This is a genomic window from Streptomyces globosus, from assembly GCF_003325375.1.
Classification (GTDB): Bacteria; Actinomycetota; Actinomycetes; order Streptomycetales; family Streptomycetaceae; genus Streptomyces; species Streptomyces globosus_A.
On sequence record NZ_CP030862.1, the window covers coordinates 5,306,034 to 5,323,205 of the forward strand.

Sequence of the window (17,172 nt, forward strand, 5' to 3'; positions counted from 1 at the left end):
ATTCTCACAGGTCACCGGCTCCTTACAGGCTCAGTTCGGGGTGGAGCCGGTCCATCGTCCACACCTGCTTGCCGCGGGCGGCGAGCGCGGTCAGGGCGAGGGCGCCGGCGGTGAAGGCGGCCAGGACGGCGCAGCCCTGCCAGACGGGGCCGAGGCCGCCGCCGGTGATGAGGCGGCGCAGGCTCTCCACGACGTACGACATCGGCAGGTACGGGTGGACGGCGTTGAAGAACCCGGGGCTGGTCTGGACGGGGTAGGTGCCGCCGGCCGAGGTCAGCTGGAGCATCAGCACCGCGAGGACCAGGATGCGCCCGGCCGCGCCGAACTTGGCGTTCAGCCACTGCACGATGGCCGCGAAGCAGCCGGTGACCAGGACGAGGAAGCCGACGGCCAGGGCGGGGCGGGCGAGCTCCAGGCCGAGGCCCCAGTGCAGCACGGACATCAGCATGGCGACCTGGAGGGCGCCGAGCCCGGCCACGGGCATCCACCCGGCGAGGGCGATCCGCCAGGGCGAGGCGCCGGCGGCGAGGGCCCGCTTGTTCATGGGGGCGATCAGCATGTAGGCGACCATCGCGCCGACCCAGAGGGAGAGCGGGATGAAGTACGGGGCGAAGCCGGTGCCGTAGTTGGGCGCCTTGTGCAGGGACTCGTTGGCGAGCTTGACCGGGTCGGCCATGACCTCGGTGCGCGCGTCGCGCTGCTGCTGGTCGTAGTTCGGGATCTTGCCCGCGCCCTCGTGCAGGCCGTCGGCGAGGTCGGTGTTGCCGTCGACGAGCTTGAACAGGCCGCCGTCGAGGCTGTGCGCGCCGTCGCCGATCCTGCCGACGCCGTTGCCGATCGCGGCGGACCCCTGGGTGGCCTTGCCGATGCCCGCGTGGAGCTGGGCCATGCCGGTGGCGACCTTCTGTGCGCCGTTGTTCAGGGCGTTGATGTCGGCGGCGGCCGCGTCGAGGCGGGAGGTCAGGCCGGGGGCGTCCGCGGCGAGCTTGCGGGCCTTCTTCTCCAGGTCGGCGAGCTGCTTGCGCAGGGTGGCCAGGTCGCCGTTCGAGTCCTTGACCAGGGCGTCGACGTCTCCGGTGAGGAGGGCGGCCTCGGCGGTGACCTCCTTCAGCTTCTTCATGTCGGCGCAGGCGGCGGGCAGCGGCTTGGGCGCGCTGCCGGTGCAGGTGCGCGTGTACGTGTCGGTGGCCAGGGCGGCCGCCTGCTTGCTGACGCGGGCGGCGGCCGGCGCCTTCTTGGAGAAGGTGTCCAGGTGGTTGCCCACGACCTTCGCTGTGTCGGCGACGAGGGTCGCGGCGTCGGCCACCTGCTTCGGGTCGTCCAGGTGGGGGCGGGCCTGGGAGGCGATGCCGTTGAACTTGTCGGCGAGCTTGCGGGTGCCGCCGGCGATGTCCCTGGTGCCGGTCTCCAGCTTGCCGGCGGCCGTGTCGAGCTTCTTCAGCCCGCCGGTCAGCTCGCCGTTCTTCTCCTCGACGGTGTCGAGGCCCTCGGCGATCTCTTTGGCGCCCTCCTTGGCCTTGGTCGCGCCGTCCTTGAGCCTGTCGGCGCCGTCTGCGGCCTCGGCGGTCTTGCCGTGCAGGTCGGAGAAGGAGACGAAGATCTTGTCGAGGAACTTCCGTGAGGCGTTGGTCGAGGCGGCGGAGCGGACCTCGGCGAAGACGGTGCGGGAGATCGAGCCGACGATGTAGTTGTTCGCGTCGTTGGTGCGGACCTGGAGCGCGCCGGTCGCCGGGTCGTCGCCGGAGCTGGAGGCGATCTTCTCGCTGAAGTCGGCCGGCATGGTCAGGGACAGGTAGTACGTACCGTTCTCCAGGCCCTTGGCGGCCTGCTCCGCGCTGACCTCGTGCCACTCGAAGGTCTTGCTGTCGCGCAGCTTCCCGGTGATCTCGTCGCCGGCGGCGATGCGCTCGCCTTCGACGGTGGCGCCCTTGTCGGCGTTGACGAGGGCGACGGGCACCTTGTCGAGGCGGCTGTAGGGGTCCCAGAAGGACCACAGGTACAGGGCCCCGTAGAGCAGCGGCAGCAGGAGCAGTGCGACCAGGGCGGCCCGCGGCAGCTTCCCCCGCCCGAACCGCTTCAGCTCAAGCGCGGCCAGCTTCGGCGAGCGCATCGTCGGCCCCCTTCGTGTCGTCGTCGGTGCGGTCTTCGGCGCCGGCCGGGCCGGCGGTGTCGGCGGTGTCGGCGGGCTCCGCGCCCGGGGCCGTGCGCACGACCCGGACGCCCTCGGGGGCCTGGCTGCACACCGCGAGGACGGTGGTCCCGGCGGCGGCGATCGAGCGGAGCAGCTCCCAGACCTCCTCGCGCTCGGTGTCGGAGAGCTTGAGGTCGGCGTCGTCGAGGGCCAGCAGCCGGGGCGAGCCCAGCAGGGCGAGGGCCAGGGAGAGCCGTACCGCCTCCAGGCGGTCCAGGTCCCGGACGGAGGTCCGCAGCCCCTTGGGCAGGGCCTCCGGGTCGAGGCCGGCGGAGGCCAGCGCCGCGTCGATCCGGGCGGCGGCCTCCTTGCCTCGGCTGCCGGGCGGGCGCAGGAGCGCGCGCAGGGGGCCCTCGTAGCGGCGCTGGAGCAGGGCCCCCTCGCGCAGCTGCTCGCCGACGGTCAGGGCCTGGTCGAGGTCGTTGACCCCGGGCACCGGGCCGAGGCCGGCAATGCGGCGGACCGCGCCCATCCGCTTGGGCAGCGGCAGGCCGGCCACCTCGGCGCGGCCGGCGGTGGGCTTCATGCGCCCGGTGAGGGCGAGCAGCAGGCAGGTGCGGCCGCTGCCCGACGGGCCTTCGATCGCGATGAGCGTGCCGGGTGCGGCATCGACGTCCACTCCCCGGAACGCCCAGCCGCGCGGGCCCCTGAGTCCGAAGTCCTCGGCTTTGACGGCCGCGCCGTGCGGGCTGTCCACTCCGCCCCCTCCCTTTTGAACTGACCAGTCAGTTCAAAAACTAGCACCCTTGCCGCCCCTCCGCGTGCACAGGGGGCCGATTGCCCCGATGTGGGCGGGAAAACCGCAGGTCGGCGCGATTGTCAGTGGTGCCCGCGACGATGGGGGACGGCATCACCAGGCGCCGCGAAGAGCAGTACGCAACGACAGGAGGTTCGTCATGGCCACACCGTCCCCGTCCCCTGTCCACCCCGTCCCGCGCAGGTCGGCCGCTCCGCCGGCCGCGCTCGACCTGCTCGCCAAGGCCCGCAGCGGCCTGGCCGAGGCATCCGCCCTGAGCCGCCCCAACGAGCGCTACGCCACCGCCCACCTCGCCGCACTGCGCACCGCGGCCGCCGTCCTCGCGGCCCGGGCCCGGCCCGAGCCCGCCCACCCGCGGCGCCGCCCCCGCATACGCAGCGCCTGGGAGGTGCTCCCGGAGCTCGCGCCGGAGCTGGCCGAGTGGAGCGCGCTCTTCGCCTCCGGAGCGGCCCGCCGGGCCCGCGCCGAGGCCGGCATACCGGACGCCGCGAGCGAGGAGGACGCCGCGTACCTGCTGCGCGCCACGGAGATGTTCCTGCGGCTGGTCGAGCGGATGCTCGCCCTCCAGCCGGCGGCGCGGCCGCTGCCGCAGCAGGCGCTGCCCCAGCCCCGCCCCGAGCCGCGCCCGGAGCGTCCGGACGCGGGATGAGCTGCACCGCTGCCGGAGGCAATAGGGTGGGGCACGCATTGCACGCTTTGCCCGCCCCTTCCGCGCCGAGGAGTCATCAGCCGTGTCGGACACTTCCCGCCCCCGCGCCTCCCTCCGCACCGCCGTGGTGTGGGAGGTCCTCAAGGAGGCCCTCGACCGCCGGGTGAAGGCGACCGGGCGGGACGTGCTCGACGTGCTGGACACCGGCGGCGGCACCGGCATGTTCGCGGTCCCGATCGCCCGCCTCGGCCACCGCGTCACCGTGGTCGACCCCAGCCCGAACGCGCTGTTCGGGCTGGAGCGCCGGGTCGCCGAGGCCGGCGTCGCCGACCGGGTCCGCGGCGTCCAGGGCGACGCCCAGGGCCTGCTCGACGTCGTCGAGCGGGAGTCCTACGACGTGGTCGTCTGCCACGGCGTCCTGGAATACGTCGACGACGCGGCCGAGGGCGCCGCCAACGCCGTCGCCGCCCTGCGCCCCGGCGGGACGCTCAGCCTGCTCGCCGCCGGCCTCGGCGGCGCCGTCCTGGCCCGCGCCCTGGCCGGCCACTTCACCGAGGCCCGCGCGGCCCTCGGCGACCCGGCCGGCCGCTGGGGCGCGGGCGACCCGGTGCCCCGGCGCTTCACCGCCGACCAGCTCGCCGACCTCGTGGCCGGCGCCGGGCTGGAGGTCGGCGCGGTCCACGGCGTCCGCGTCTTCGCCGACCTCGTCCCCGGCGTCCTCGTGGACACCGAGCCCGGCGCCGTGGAGGCCCTGATGCGCCTGGAGGAGGCCGCAGCCGAGCTGCCCGCCTTCCACGCCATCGCCACCCAGCTGCACGTCCTCGGCGAGAAGCCCGCCTGACCCCCGGCCGCCTCCCGGCCGGGAGGCGCCGCCGGCCGGCCCCGGCGGTTCCGCGGACTCCCTCCGCTCCGGGCGGGCGCGCCGTATGATCGGGGCACCACCCGGCATGGCGGGCGGATCAGCGGGGAATAACGACCTCACTGCCCGGCCCCCGGCCGTACGGCCCCGCGCCGTACCGGCGATGGGCAGTGCCTTTCCGGGCGGTGCATTTTTCCAACCCGGCGCGGAGGGCGGGTGTCACGGGGGCGATTCCCCGCCTATCCTGAAGGGGACCCTGGTCGCTACCCCCCGCGACCGAAGGATGAGGAGGACTCCCGTGCCGCTCTCGGAGCACGAGCAGCGAATGCTCGAGCAGATGGAGCGAGCGCTGTACGCCGAAGACCCCAAGTTCGCGACAGCGCTTGAGGGAAGCGGACTGCGCACGTACACCCGGCGACGGGTCTACCAGGCAGTCGCAGGCATTGTGGTGGGTATCGCGCTCCTCATGACCGGTGTGATCGTCCCGAACGTACTCTGGGTCAGCGTGGTGGGTTTCCTCGTCATGCTCGGCTGTACGCTCCTCGCGGTCACCGGTTGGCGCAAGGCGCCCAAGCCTGGCGAGCAGCCCGTCTCCGGCAGTGCAGGCGGTTCGGCCCATGGCCGGAACCGGCAGCGTCGGTCGATGATGAACCGCATCGAGGAACGGTGGCAGCGCCGCCGCGACGAGCAGGGGCACTGACGCCCCCGGCCGCGCGCGATGACGGGGACGGCGGCCCACCGCCGCCGCACCCGCGCGCGTCCGGCCCCGGACCGCGCCTGCCGGACGCCGCGCGCTGCGGCGCGATGACGCGGTGATGCGGTGATGCGGTGAGCGTCCTCCCCCTGGTCTTCACCAGCGGCTGGGCCAGCGGCGTCAACGCGTACGCCGTGGTCCTCCTGCTGGGCGTCTTCGGCGCGACCGGCCTCAGCGACGACGTCCCCCCGGCCCTCCAGCGCACGGACGTCCTGATCGCCGCCGGCGTCCTCTTCCTGTGTGAGGCCGTCGCCGACAAGATCCCGTACGTGGACTCCGCCTGGGACGCTGTCCACACCGTCGTCCGGCCCGTCGCCGGGGCCGTCGTCGGGGCCCTGCTGGCCGGACAGAGCGGCTCCCTCTCCGATCTCGCCGCCGGCGCGATCGGCGGCACCACCGCGCTGGCCAGCCATGCCGTCAAGGCCGGCACCCGCATGGCCGTCAACACCTCCCCCGAGCCGGTCAGCAACATCGCGCTGAGCACCGCCGAGGACATCGGCGTCGCCGGCATCGTCGCCTTCGCCGTCTTCCATCCCGTCGCCGCCGCCGTCGCCGCGGCCGTCCTCCTCGCCCTCGGCCTGGCCGTCCTCGTCCTCCTGTGGACCCGGATCCGCCGCTTCCTGCGCCGCCGGGCGCAGCGCCGCGAGGAGAAGCGGCCGGCCGGCCGCGCCCGGGAGCCCTCCGCCCCCACCGCGGGCCCGCCCCGCTGACTCGGGCCGCCGCTCGATAGGGTCGGGCGCATGGCACGAATTGCGGTGATCGGCGCCGGCATGGGCGCGATGGCCACGGCGGCCCGGCTGGCCGTCGCAGGGCACCAGGTGACGGTCTACGAGCAGGGTCCGACGTACGGCGGCGCCGTCGGCCGCCGCACCCGTGAGGGCTTCGCCTTCGACACGGGGCCGGGGCTGCTGCACCTGCCCGCCGTCTACCGCGACCTGTTCGTCAAGACCGGCAAGCGCCCCCTCGAGGACTGCGTCGACATGGTGCAGGTCGACCCCGCCGTCCGGCACGTCCTCGCCGACGGCACCGAGGCCGTCCTCCCGGCCGTCTCCCGCGGCGGCGCCGCGGCCGCCCTCGACGGGGCCTTCGGCGCAGGCACGGGGGACCGCTGGAACGACGTCCTGAACCGGGCCCGCGACGCCTGGGACGCCACGCGCCGCCCCCTGCTGGAGGAGCCCCTGCGCCCCGACTGGCAGGTGCTGGGCCGCGACCCGTACCCGGCCGTCCGCAAGAGCGGGCTGCTGCGCCGCCGCCCGCCCACCCTCGCCGAGACCGCCGCCCGCGAGCTCGGCGGGCCCGCCGGCGAGCTGCTGGCGGCCCGGGTGGGGGCGTACGGGCTCGATCCGGCCTCGGTGCCCGCCTCCGCGGCCGTGCTGCCGTACATGGAGCAGACCTTCGGCAGCTGGTACGTGCGCGGCGGCATGCGGGCGCTGGCCACCGCCCTGTACGAGCGCTGCCTGGAGCGGAAGGTCTCCTTCGTCTTCGACGCCCCGGTCCGGGAGGTGCTCGCCCGCGACGGCCGGGCCGCCGGGCTGCTGCTGGGCGACGGGGCGGAGGCCGCCGCCGACTCCGTGGTGTGCGCGGCCGACCCGCGCGGCCTCCGCGGGGTGCCGCTGCCGCCCGGCGGGGTGCCCGCCCGCGGCCCCGGCACGGCGAGCCGGCTCACGCTCTTCCTCGCGCTGCGCGGCGAGCGGCCGGCCGGCACCGTGCACCGCACCCTCGTCCACTCCCCCGGCGCGCCGGTCACCGTCCTGCGCCCCGACGACCCGGCCGTCGTCCCCGACGCGGGCCACGAGGCGGTCACCGTGACGGCCGTCTGCCCCGCCGCCGGATCGGGCCCCGCGCCCGATCCGGAGGCCCTGCTGGAGCGGGCCGCGCGGGCCGTGCCCGGGCTGCGCGAGCGGCTGCTGTGGCACGAGGTGTACGCGCCCGCCGACATCGCGGCCGCCACCGGGGCGGCGGGCGGTGCGGTGCCCCCGCCCGCGCTCGCCGGAGCGGACGGCCGGCTGCTGTACCCGGCCAACACGACCGGCCTGCCCGGCCTGTACCTGGCCGGCGGGTGGGCGCACCCGGGCGGCGGGCTGCCGCACGCCGGGATGACCGGGGCCCTGGTGGCCGGGCTGGTCGTGGAGGGCGCCGGCTTCCGCGGCTCCCGGTGAGCCCGGCCCGGCCGGGGCGGCCGGGGTGGCCTCAGTAGCGGTACTGCCCGTACTCCCCGGTGCCCTGCTGCGGGTACTGCTGCGGCTGCTGGTACGGCCCGCCCGCCTGGTCGTCCTCCGGGTACGGCTGCGCGACGTCCCGCTGCTGCGGCACCCACACCCCGCCGGGCGGCGTGTCCATCGCGTACGGGTCCTGCGCGGCGCCCGCGCCGTACGGGTCCGGTACCTGGCCCGCGTACGGGGTGTAGTCGTACGGCTGCTGCGGGATGACGCCGCCGCCGGTGCCGATGTACGGGTCCGAGTAGGCGGCGTACACCTCCCGGCCGCTGTCGTCCGGGTAGCCGCCGGAGTAGTCGAAGCCGCCGCCCTGGGACTGCGCGTCCTGGTAGGCGGCGTAGCCGTGCGCGTCCTGCTCGGGCGCGCCGGCGGCGAAGCTCTGTATCCCGTACGTGCCGGTCTCGTCGGGCAGCGGCTCCGGGCTGTAGAAGTCCTCGGTCGCCGCCCGGAAGCGCGGGCGGGGCTCCTGCTCCGCGGGCTCCGCGCCGCCGTCCGCGCCGCCGCTCCCGGCCGCCGTGCCGGCCCCTTCGGAGCCGTACTCCAGCGAGGTCACCTCCAGCGCGGGCTCGGTGCGTGCGGCGCCGCCGCGGCGCCGCCGGCCGGGCCGGCCGGGCGCGGGGGCGGCCTTGCCGCGGCGCAGCGCCCATCCGGCCTCGAAGCCCTTGCGGAAGGACAGCGTCACCAGTGTCTGGCCCACGGCGAACGCGGCCGCGCCGACGGCGATGACGAGGACCGACGGCAGGACCACCCCGGCGACGACGCCGAGGAACCCGGCGAACGCGAGCAGCCGCCAGCGCAGCCGGGCCTTGTACTGCATCAGGACCTCGGCGAGCAGCCACAGCGCGACGAAGCCGAACGCGATGTAGAGGACCGTCATTCCCATGCGTGGCACCCCTCGGTACGGCCGCCCTGGGAACGGCCGATCAGGCCCGCTTGTGCAGGCCCAGGTTCTCGTAGATCTCGAGGGTCGCCGTGGAGTTGTTCAGCGTGATGAAGTGCAGCCCCGGGACACCCTCGGACAGCAGCCGCGCGCAGAACTCCGTGGCGAACTCGATCCCCATGGAGCGTACAGCGGCCGGATCGTCCTTGACGGCGAGCATGCGCTCTTTCACGGCGCCGGGGAAGACCGCGTTGCTGAGCTGGGGCAGCCGGTCGAGCTGCCTGACGGCCACAACAGGCATGACCTCAGGGATGATAGGGGTCTCGCAGCCCGCCTTCTCGGCGCTGTCGCGGAGCCGCAGATAATTCTCCGGATCGAAGAACATCTGGGTGATCGCATAGTCGGCGCCCGCACGGCACTTGTCCACGAAGTGCCGGATGTCCGTATCCCAGTCGGTGGACCGCGGGTGCATCTCGGGGAACGCGGCGACGCCCACGCAGAAGTCGCCGGACTCCTTCAGCAGCCGGACGAGGTCGGCGGCGTAGTGGACGCCCTCGGGGTGCGCCACCCACGGGCCCATGGGGTCGCCCGGCGGATCGCCGCGCACGGCCAGCATGTTGCGGATGCCCGCGTCCGCGAACTGCCCGATGACGTTGCGCAGCTCGGCGATCGAGTGGTCGACCGCAGTGAGGTGCGCGACGGGGGTCAGGGTGGTGTCGGAGGCGATCTGCTGGGTCGCCTTGACGGTGCCGCCGCGGGTGGACCCGCCGGCGCCGTAGGTGACGGAGACGAAGCTGGGGGCCACCGCCTCGATGCGGCGCAGCGCGTCCCAGAGGTTGCGTTCGCCCTTCTCCGTCTTGGGCGCCCAGAACTCGAAGGAGTACGAGGGGTCCCCGGACGCCAGCAGGTCGCGGACCGTGCGGGCGCGGTCCGTTCGGGTGGAAGCTGTTCCAAGGGCCATACCGGCAGGTTAGACGGGCGTTCGCGGACTCCGAAGCCGTGTCCACGTGGTGGACAGCTTTTTGGACACCTCAGGCGGTGCGGGCCCGGAGGCGGGCGGCCAGCCCGGCGGCCTCGGCCCCGGGGTCGGAGGCCTCCGTGAGGGCGCGGACGACGACGACCCGGGTGGCGCCGGCGTCGAGGACCTCGTCGAGGTTGCCGGCGTCGATCCCGCCTATGGCGAACCAGGGGCGGTCCTGGCGCAGGGAGGCCGCGTACCGGACGAGGCCGAGGCCGGGGGCGTGCCGGCCGGGCTTGGTGGGGGTGGGCCAGCAGGGGCCGGTGCAGAAGTAGTCCACGCCGGGTTCGGCGGCGGCAGCGGCGACCTCGTCCTCGGCGTGGCAGGAGCGGCCGATCAGGACCCCGTCGCCGAGGATCGCCCGGGCGGCCGGGACGGGGATGTCGCCCTGGCCGAGGTGGAGGACGTCGGAGCCGATGGCGTGCGCGACGTCGGCGCGGTCGTTGACGGCGAGGAGCTTGCCGTGGCGGCGGGCCGCCTCGGCGAAGACCGCCAGGTGCTCCAGTTCCTCGCCGGCCTCCATGCCCTTGTCCCGGAGCTGGACGATGTCCACGCCGCCGGCGAGGACCGCGTCGAGGAACTCGGGGAGGTCCCCCTGCCGCCTGCGGGCGTCCGTGCACAGGTAGAGCCGGGCGTCGGACAGCTGCTGCCGCACGTTCGCGGACATGGGTACCCCCCTGGGTGGTGCGGCGGGCGGGCCCCCGCCGCACACGGCGGGGGCCCGCCCGCCAGGTCGGATCTGTCGGGCTCGGCTCAGAGGGCGAGCGCCTGGGCGCGGCGCTTGACCTCCGTGCCGCGATTCTCGCGCAGCGCCTGCACGGGGGTGCCGGGCAGGGTCGGGTCGGCGGTGAAGAGCCACTCCAGCATCTCCTCGTCGGAGAAGCCGTCGTCCTTCAGGACGGTCAGCAGGCCGGTGAGGCCCTTGACCAGCTTGTCGCCGTCGATGAAGTCGGCGGGGACCTGGAGGGCGCGGTTCTCCCCGCGGCGCACCGCGATCAGCTGACCTTCCTTGACCAGCTGGCGGACCCGGGTCACTTCGACGTCCATCATCTCGGCGATGTCGGGGAGGTGGAGCCAGGCGGGGACAAGGGCATCGATCTTTGCGTCAATCTCGGTCACGGCACAAGCCTGCCACCTCCCGCGGGCCGCCGGTACCCGAGCCGACCCGTCCGGGGCTGCCCGGCCGCCCGGCCGGGCGGCTGCTACGCAGCCGCCGCCTTGAGGGGGGTCTCCGGGTCCGCGACGCGGGCCGGGTCGACGGTGCTGCCCGCCTCGATGAGCCGGCGGCCCTGGGCGAGGTCGCGGGGGCGGCCCACCGCGAGGATCGCGACCATGGCCCCGGCGCGCAGCCAGCACACCGACCAGGCCTGCCCTGCGGGGTCGCCGCGCCACAGCAGGGTGTCGGCGTCCGCATGGTGGCCGGCGTACTGGACGAACCGGCCGAACTGCTCCGACCAGAAGTACGGCACCGGGTCGTACGTCTCCACGGGCTCCCCCGCCAGGATGTTCGCGGCGACGACCCGCGGCCCCTGGAGGGCGTTGTCCCAGTGGTGCACCAGCAGCCGGGCCCCGTACCGGGCCGAGGGGAAGGAGGCGCAGTCGCCGACCGCGTACACGCCGGGGACGGAGGTCCGCAGGTGGGCGTCGGCGGTGACCGAGCCGTCGGGGCCGAGCTCGACGCCCGAGCCGGCGAGCCAGCGGGTGGCGGGCCGGGCCCCGATACCGACGACGACCGCGCCGGCGGGCAGCTCGCGGCCGTCGGCCAGCAGGACCCGCCCGGCCTCGACGGACGCCACCCGGGCGGAGGTGAGCAGGTCGGCGCCGATCTCCCCGTACCAGCGGCCCATCGCGGCGGCGACCTCGGCGGGCAGCGCCCCGGCCAGCACCCGGTCCGCGGCCTCGACGACGGTGACCGCGCAGCCGGCCTCGCGGGCGGCGGTCGCGAACTCGGCGCCGATCCAGCCGGCGCCGACGACGACGGTCGCCGGGGCGCGCGCGATGACCGGCCGCAGCCGGGCCGCGTCGTCGAGGGTGCGCAGCAGGTGGACGCCGGGCACGCCCTCGGCGCCCGGCAGGGTCAGCGGCTCGGCGCCGGTCGCCAGCACCAGGACCCCGTACGGGACCGGCCCTGCCTCGGTGTCCAGCTCGCGGTCGGCGGGCCGCAGCCCGGTCACCTCGACGCCGAGCCGGAGGGTGATCCCGAGGCCCTCGAAGTCGACGTCGAAGGCGGAGTCCTCGGCCTTGCCGAGCAGCACCGCCTTGGACAGCGGGGGCCGGTCGTACGGCTGGTGGGGCTCGGCGCCCAGCAGGGTGACGGGGCCGGTCCAGCCCTGCTCGCGCAGGGCCACCGCGGTCTGGACCCCGGCCATCCCGGCGCCGGCGATGACGACGCTGCCGTTCTCGTTCTGTTCCGTCTGCTCGCTCACGCGACCACCCTAGCGACCTGACGATCAGTCAGCGAGGTGCGCGCGGGGGGTCCGGCGGGGCGGCCCTCCGGCCTCCTCCCGCTCCCGGTAGGGGAACGGCTACTGTGGCCACCGTACCTGTCGCGGGAGTCCGGGCGCACCGGGCTGAGAGGGAGGCTGAAGCGGCCTCCGACCGTACGAACCTGATCCGGGTCATGCCGGCGAAGGGAGGGGCTGGACGCCCATGCACTCATCTCGGAAGGGATCCGACGTCCTCGTCATCGGGGGCGGGATCATCGGCCTGGCCACCGCCTGGCGGGCCGCCCGCCGCGGGCTGCGCACCGCGCTCGCCGACCCCGCGCCCGGCGGCGGCGCGGCCCGGGTCGCGGCCGGCATGCTCGCCGCGGTCACGGAGCTCCACTACGGCGAGGAGACCCTGCTGGGCCTCAACCTCGCCTCCGCCGCCCGCTACCCGGAGTTCGCCGCCGAGCTGGCCGAGGCCAGCGGCGGCATGGACATCGGCTACCGGGCCTGCGGCACCCTCGCCGTCGCGCTCGACGCCGACGACCGGCTCCACCTGCGGGAACTGCACGCCCTCCAGCGCCGCTGCGGCCTGGAGTCGGAGTGGCTCACCGGCCGCGAGTGCCGCCGCCTGGAGCCGATGCTGGCCCCCGGCGTCCGCGGCGGCCTGCGCGTGGACGGCGACCACCAGGTGGACCCGCGCCGGCTCGCGGCGGCCCTGCTCGCCGCCTGCGAACGCGCGGGGGTGGAGATGCGCCGGGCGCACGCCGAGCGCCTCCTGGTCTGCGCAGACCGGGCGGTCGGCGCCGCCCTGGACGACGGCACCGAGCTGCGCGCCGGGCAGGTCGTCCTGGCCGCCGGATCGCTCAGCGGCCGCCTCGCCGGCGTACCGCAGGAGGTCCTGCCGCCGGTGCGGCCCGTCAAGGGGCAGGTGCTGCGGCTCGCCGTGCCGGCGGCGTACGGGCCGTTCCTGTCGCGGACGGTCCGGGCGGTCGTGCGCGGCAGCCACGTCTACCTGGTGCCGCGGGAGAACGGCGAGCTCGTCGTGGGCGCCACCAGCGAGGAACTCGGCTGGGACACCACGGTCACCGCCGGCGGTGTCTACGAACTCCTGCGCGACGCACACGAGTTGGTTCCCGGCATCACCGAACTCCCGCTGACCGAGACCCTGGCCGGGCTGCGGCCCGGCTCCCCCGACAACGCCCCGCTGCTCGGCCCGACCGCCCTGCCCGGCCTGCACCTGGCCACCGGGCACTACCGCAACGGGGTCCTGCTGACCCCGCTCACCGGCGACGCGATGGCCGACCTGCTGTCGACCGGCACGCTGCCGGACATCGCGCTGCCCTTCAGCCCGAGCCGCTTCTCCGCCGCACGCCAGGAGGCGTACGCATGACCATCTCCGTCAACGGCGAGCCGCGCGAGGTCGCGGCCGGCACCACCCTCGACGCGGTGGTCGCCACCCTCACCGCGGCGCCGTCGGGCGTCGCGGCCGCCCTCAACGAGGCGGTCGTACCGCGCGGCCAGTGGCCGCGGACCCCGGTCGGCGACGGCGACCGGATCGAGGTCCTCACCGCCGTCCAGGGAGGCTGAGCGCGATGGCCGACGACGTGTTCACCCTCGGCGGGCGCACCTTCGCCTCCCGCCTGATCATGGGGACGGGCGGGGCGCCCAGCCTCGACGTGCTGGAGCGGGCCCTGGTGGCCTCCGGCACCGAGCTGACGACCGTGGCGATGCGCCGCCTCGACCCCACCGTGCAGGGCTCGGTCCTCTCCGTCCTCGACCGGCTCGGGATCGCGGTCCTCCCGAACACGGCGGGCTGCTACACCGCCGGCGAGGCCGTCCTCACCGCGCGGCTCGCGCGGGAGGCGCTCGGCACCGACTGGATCAAGCTGGAGGTCGTCGCGGACGAGCGGACGCTGCTCCCGGACGGGGAGGAGCTGCTCCAGGCCGCCGAAACCCTGGTGGACGACGGCTTCACGGTCCTGCCGTACACGAGCGACGACCCTGTCCTCGCCCGCAAGCTGGAGGATGCCGGGTGCGCGGCGGTCATGCCGCTGGGCTCTCCGATCGGGTCGGGGATGGGCATCCGCAACCCGCACAACTTCGAGCTGATCGTGGAGCGGGCCGGCGTACCGGTGATCCTGGACGCGGGGGCCGGCACGGCCTCCGACGCCGCCCTGGCGATGGAGCTGGGGTGCGCGGGCGTGATGCTGGCCTCGGCGGTGACACGGGCGCAGGCGCCGGTGCTGATGGCCGCCGCGATGCGGGACGCGGTGTCCGCGGGGCGGCTGGCATACCGCGCCGGCCGTATCCCCCAGCGCCGCTTCGCCGCGGCGTCCTCCCCCGCGGAGGGCCTGGCCGCCCTGGACCCGGAACGCCCGGCGTTCTGACCCGGGGGCCGTCAGGGGCCCCCTCCCGGCCGGCCCCCTGCCCGTCCCCGCCGGCCCGGGCCGGCGGGGACGGCTGCGCGCGGCGGGCCGGCGGCGCGTGCGCCGCGTCACAACTGCGCACCAGCCTGCCTCTCCCGGCGGAGCCCACAGGTGCCGCTCGTAGAATCACCGGGTGGACACGACCCTGGATGACCCCCTCGTCGGGCAGACGCTCGACGGCCGCTACCGCATCGACGCCCGTATCGCGGCCGGCGGCATGGCCACGGTCTACCGGGCCCTGGACACGCGCCTGGACCGGGTTCTCGCGCTGAAGGTGATGCACCCGGCGCTGGCCGCGGACGGCGCGTTCGTGGACCGTTTCATCCGCGAGGCGAAGTCCGTGGCGCGGCTGGCGCATCCGAACGTGGTCGCGGTGTTCGACCAGGGTACGGACGGCCCGTACACGTATCTGGCGATGGAGTACGTCTCCGGCTGCACGCTGCGGGATGTGCTGCGCGAGCGCGGCGCGCTGCAGCCGCGGGCGGCGCTGGACATCCTGGAGCCGGTGCTGGCGGCGCTGGGGGCGGCCCACCGGGCGGGTTTCGTGCACCGGGACATGAAGCCGGAGAACGTGCTGATCGGCGACGACGGCCGGGTGAAGGTGGCCGATTTCGGCTTGGTGCGGTCGGTGGACTCGGTGACGAGTACGACGGGCGCCGTGCTCGGCACGGTGTCGTACCTGGCTCCGGAGCAGATCGAGAGCGGTGTCGCGGACACCCGTGTGGACGTGTACGCGTGCGGGGTCGTCCTGTACGAGATGCTGACGGGCGGGAAGCCGCATGCGGGGGGTACGCCGGCGCAGGTGCTGTACCAGCACCTGCACGAGGACGTGCCGCCTCCGTCGGCGGCGGTGCCGGGCCTGCCGGCTTCGCTGGACGGGATCGTGGCGCAGGCGGCGGCCCGGGCGCCGGAGCTGCGTCCGTCCGACGCGGCGGCGCTGCTGGGCCTGGTGCTCGCTGTGCGGGCGGAGCTGTCGGACGCGGAGCTGGATGCGGTCCCGCCGCGGGCGCTGTCCGGCGAGCGGTCGGCGGCGGAGGACCGTACGAGTGTGATCCCGCGCCCGGTCGGGGCGCGGCAGGGCGGCGGCGACGGTGTGGAGCACACGTCGGTACTGGCGTCGGCGCCGGTCCCCCCGCTGCCGGATCCGGCGGGTCCGGGCGCGAGTCCGCGCCGGGCGGGCCGGGTGCGGCGGGGTCCGCTGCTGGTGGTGGCGGCGGTGCTGCTGGCGCTGGGGCTGGGTACGGGCGTGTGGTACATCAGCGCGGGCCAGTTCACGAAGGTCCCGAACCTGCTGGGCAAGTCGGAGGCCGAGGCCCGTTCGGAGCTGTCGGCGGCCGGCCTGGGTGTGAAGCGCGTGGAGCGGAAGTTCAGCGAGGCTTTCGAGCGGGGCACGGTGATGGCCTCGGACCCGGGGGGCGGCAAGCGGATCCGCGGCAACGGCGCGGTGGTGCTGACCGTTTCGCGGGGCCCGCAGGTGGTGGTGGTCCCGGACGTCACGGGCCGGCCGCTGGACGATGCGAAGGCGGAGCTGACGAAGAGCGGCCTGGCGCCGGGGATCGTGAACGAGGCGTTCAGCCAGGACGTGGCCAGGGGTTCGGTGATCAGCACGGACCCGGTGGGCGGGCAGAAGCGCGCGCCGGACACGGCGGTTGCGATCACGGTGAGCAAGGGCCGGCCCGTGCAGGTGCCGAACGTGGCGGCGCGGCCGGTGGAGCAGGCCCGTACGGCGCTGCAGGACCTGGGCCTGAAGGTGGAGGTGGCTGCGGAGCAGGTCAACTCCCCGGTGCCGGCGGGCACGGTGGCGAACCAGTCGCTGAGTGCCGGTGCGCAGGCGGCGGCCGGTGACACGGTGGTGCTGACGGTGTCGAAGGGCCCGCGCCTGGTCGCGGTGCCGAACGTGACGGGGCTGGATGCGGATGCGGCGCGCCGGACGCTGGAGGCGGCCGGGTTCAAGGTGCGGGTGGAGAAGCCGCTGATCTCCTTCTCGAACACGGTGGACGCGCAGTCGGTGCCGGGCGGCCAGAGCGCCCCGGAGGGCAGCACGGTCGTCCTGCGGATCAAGGGGCTGTAGCGGTGCCGGAGTCGGAGGCGGACGGCGTTCTTCCCGCGGCCGGGCGGCGCGCGCGGAATCCGGTCGGCGGGCATGTTCCCGTGGCGGGCGGGCTTGCTTCGGTGGGGTTGTCGTATGCGCGGGAGCTGGCCGCGGAGGCGGTGCAGGTCTTCGTGGCGAACCCGCGCGGCTGGGCGACTCCGGCGGGCAGTCCCGCGCAGGACGAGCTGTTCCGCGCGGGCTGCGCGGAGGCCGGGATCCCGGCGTTCGTGCACGCCCCGTATCTGATCAACTTCGGTTCGCACACGGCGGCCACGGTGGAGCGCTCGGTGGAGTCGCTGCGGCATTCGCTGCGCCGCGGCCGGCGGATCGGGGCGGGCGGGGTGGTCGTCCACACGGGCTCGGCGACGGGCGGGCGTCCGCGCGAGGTGGCGTTGGCGCAGGTCAGGGAGTATGCGCTGCCGCTGCTGGATGAGCTGGTCCATGACGACGACCCGTTCCTGCTGCTGGAGTCGACGGCCGGGCAGGGTTCGTCGCTGTGCTCGCTGATGGAGGATTTCGGCCCGTACTTCGAGGCGCTGGACCACCATCCGAAGCTGGGTGTCTGTGTGGACACCTGCCACGTGTTCGCCGCCGGGCACGATCTGGCGGAGCCGGGCGGTGTGAAGGCGGCGCTGGACCTGCTGGTGGACACGGTGGGCGAGGGGCGGCTGAAGCTGGTGCACGCCAACGACTCGAAGGAGGGTGTGGGCGCGCACCGGGACCGGCACGCGAACATCGGGCAGGGCCGCATCGGCCGGGAGGCGTTCGCGGAGCTGTTCTCGCATCCCGCGATGGAGGGGGTGCCGCTGGTGATCGAGACGCCGGGCGGCAAGGAGGGGCACGCGGCGGACGTGGCTCTCTTGAAGGAGCTGCGGGGCCTGCACTGAGCTCCCCGCTGCGG

General features: G+C 75.0%; 17 protein-coding genes and 1 riboswitch. Of the genes, 10 read left to right on the top strand and 7 right to left on the bottom strand.

The genetic code is table 11. From position 1 onward, the window contains the following. Positions 1-22: 22 nt before the first annotated feature. A complete protein-coding gene (locus C0216_RS23545; RefSeq protein ID WP_114057206.1) occupies positions 23-2,110 on the bottom strand; it encodes a YhgE/Pip family protein in 2,088 nt (695 codons plus the stop codon). Next, the gene (locus C0216_RS23550; protein ID WP_114057207.1) at positions 2,082-2,888 is read right to left on the bottom strand and encodes an ATP-binding cassette domain-containing protein; all 807 of its coding nucleotides are present in this window, start codon (positions 2,886-2,888) and stop codon (positions 2,082-2,084) included. Before C0216_RS23550 ends, C0216_RS23545 begins: the two co-directional genes overlap by 29 nt. A 199-nt stretch (positions 2,889-3,087) precedes the next feature. Between C0216_RS23550 and C0216_RS23555 the strand changes: the two genes are divergently transcribed. The 5 genes from C0216_RS23555 (at position 3,088) to C0216_RS23575 (ending at position 7,369) form a co-directional block, all read left to right on the top strand. Further along, the gene (locus tag C0216_RS23555) at positions 3,088-3,597 is read left to right on the top strand and encodes an SAV_6107 family HEPN domain-containing protein (RefSeq protein ID WP_114057208.1); all 510 of its coding nucleotides are present in this window, start codon (positions 3,088-3,090) and stop codon (positions 3,595-3,597) included. An 82-nt stretch (positions 3,598-3,679) separates the two neighbouring features. Then, positions 3,680-4,438 carry a methyltransferase gene (locus C0216_RS23560; protein ID WP_114057209.1) on the top strand — a complete coding sequence of 253 codons (759 nt, stop codon included), beginning with the start codon at positions 3,680-3,682 and terminating at the stop codon, positions 4,436-4,438. Positions 4,439-4,754: 316 nt separating this feature from the next. Then, a complete protein-coding gene (locus C0216_RS23565; protein WP_114057210.1) occupies positions 4,755-5,156 on the top strand; it encodes a DUF3040 domain-containing protein in 402 nt (133 codons plus the stop codon). 128 nt (positions 5,157-5,284) lie between these two features. Next, entirely contained in the window at positions 5,285-5,920 is a 636-nt protein-coding gene (locus tag C0216_RS23570; protein WP_114057211.1) for a DUF4126 domain-containing protein, read from the top strand. Positions 5,921-5,950: 30 nt separating this feature from the next. Further along, positions 5,951-7,369: a phytoene desaturase family protein gene (locus C0216_RS23575; protein WP_114057212.1), complete on the top strand. Its 1,419-nt coding sequence runs from the start codon at positions 5,951-5,953 to the stop codon at positions 7,367-7,369. A gap of 31 nt (positions 7,370-7,400) precedes the next feature. Here C0216_RS23575 and C0216_RS23580 read toward each other — a convergent pair whose 3' ends face one another. The 5 genes from C0216_RS23580 to C0216_RS23600 all read right to left on the bottom strand — a co-directional run bounded on the left by C0216_RS23580 (position 7,401) and on the right by C0216_RS23600 (position 11,750). Beyond that, entirely contained in the window at positions 7,401-8,309 is a 909-nt protein-coding gene (locus C0216_RS23580) for a hypothetical protein (RefSeq protein WP_114057213.1), read from the bottom strand. Positions 8,310-8,349: 40 nt separating this feature from the next. Beyond that, positions 8,350-9,267 (bottom strand): methylenetetrahydrofolate reductase [NAD(P)H], encoded by a 918-nt coding sequence (gene metF, locus C0216_RS23585; protein WP_114057214.1) that lies wholly within the window; start codon positions 9,265-9,267, stop codon positions 8,350-8,352. Between the two features lie 70 nt (positions 9,268-9,337). Then, the gene (gene thiE / locus C0216_RS23590) at positions 9,338-9,991 is read right to left on the bottom strand and encodes a thiamine phosphate synthase (protein ID WP_114057215.1); all 654 of its coding nucleotides are present in this window, start codon (positions 9,989-9,991) and stop codon (positions 9,338-9,340) included. An 86-nt stretch (positions 9,992-10,077) separates the two neighbouring features. Beyond that, positions 10,078-10,443, bottom strand: coding sequence for an Rv2175c family DNA-binding protein (locus tag C0216_RS23595; RefSeq protein WP_114057216.1), 366 nt, complete (start codon positions 10,441-10,443; stop codon positions 10,078-10,080). A gap of 83 nt (positions 10,444-10,526) precedes the next feature. Continuing rightward, on the bottom strand, positions 10,527-11,750 hold the full coding sequence (locus C0216_RS23600; RefSeq protein WP_114057217.1) for an NAD(P)/FAD-dependent oxidoreductase: 1,224 nt from the start codon (positions 11,748-11,750) through the stop codon (positions 10,527-10,529). Positions 11,751-11,862: 112 nt separating this feature from the next. Next, positions 11,863-11,978: riboswitch (TPP riboswitch) on the top strand. Here C0216_RS23600 and thiO point away from each other — a divergent pair. The 5 genes from thiO (at position 11,974) to C0216_RS23625 (ending at position 17,158) form a co-directional block, all read left to right on the top strand. Next, positions 11,974-13,143: a glycine oxidase ThiO gene (gene thiO / locus C0216_RS23605; protein WP_114057218.1), complete on the top strand. Its 1,170-nt coding sequence runs from the start codon at positions 11,974-11,976 to the stop codon at positions 13,141-13,143. Its footprint overlaps the riboswitch before it by 5 nt. Further along, a complete protein-coding gene (gene thiS / locus C0216_RS23610) occupies positions 13,140-13,340 on the top strand; it encodes a sulfur carrier protein ThiS (RefSeq protein WP_114057219.1) in 201 nt (66 codons plus the stop codon). The genes thiO and thiS overlap by 4 nt, the downstream gene beginning before the upstream one ends. Before the next feature lie 5 nt (positions 13,341-13,345). Further along, the gene (locus C0216_RS23615) at positions 13,346-14,140 is read left to right on the top strand and encodes a thiazole synthase (RefSeq protein ID WP_114057220.1); all 795 of its coding nucleotides are present in this window, start codon (positions 13,346-13,348) and stop codon (positions 14,138-14,140) included. Positions 14,141-14,312: 172 nt separating this feature from the next. Then, on the top strand, positions 14,313-16,250 hold the full coding sequence (gene pknB, locus C0216_RS23620) for a Stk1 family PASTA domain-containing Ser/Thr kinase (protein ID WP_114057221.1): 1,938 nt from the start codon (positions 14,313-14,315) through the stop codon (positions 16,248-16,250). Positions 16,251-16,252: 2 nt separating this feature from the next. Beyond that, positions 16,253-17,158, top strand: a complete 906-nt coding sequence (locus C0216_RS23625; RefSeq protein WP_114057222.1) for a deoxyribonuclease IV — start codon at positions 16,253-16,255, stop codon at positions 17,156-17,158. Positions 17,159-17,172 lie beyond the last annotated feature (14 nt).

Bases quoted from the DNA above. Each gene is read 5' to 3' on its own strand.
- C0216_RS23545 (WP_114057206.1), bottom strand. From the start codon at position 2,110: ATGCGCTCGCCGAAGCTGGCCGCGCTTGAGCTGAAGCGGTTCGGGCGG.
- C0216_RS23555 (WP_114057208.1), top strand. From the start codon at position 3,088: ATGGCCACACCGTCCCCGTCCCCTGTCCACCCCGTCCCGCGCAGGTCG.
- C0216_RS23575 (WP_114057212.1), top strand. From the start codon at position 5,951: ATGGCACGAATTGCGGTGATCGGCGCCGGCATGGGCGCGATGGCCACG.
- C0216_RS23580 (WP_114057213.1), bottom strand. From the start codon at position 8,309: ATGGGAATGACGGTCCTCTACATCGCGTTCGGCTTCGTCGCGCTGTGG.
- metF (WP_114057214.1), bottom strand. From the start codon at position 9,267: ATGGCCCTTGGAACAGCTTCCACCCGAACGGACCGCGCCCGCACGGTC.
- thiE (WP_114057215.1), bottom strand. From the start codon at position 9,991: ATGTCCGCGAACGTGCGGCAGCAGCTGTCCGACGCCCGGCTCTACCTG.
- thiO (WP_114057218.1), top strand. From the start codon at position 11,974: ATGCACTCATCTCGGAAGGGATCCGACGTCCTCGTCATCGGGGGCGGG.
- thiS (WP_114057219.1), top strand. From the start codon at position 13,140: ATGACCATCTCCGTCAACGGCGAGCCGCGCGAGGTCGCGGCCGGCACC.
- C0216_RS23615 (WP_114057220.1), top strand. From the start codon at position 13,346: ATGGCCGACGACGTGTTCACCCTCGGCGGGCGCACCTTCGCCTCCCGC.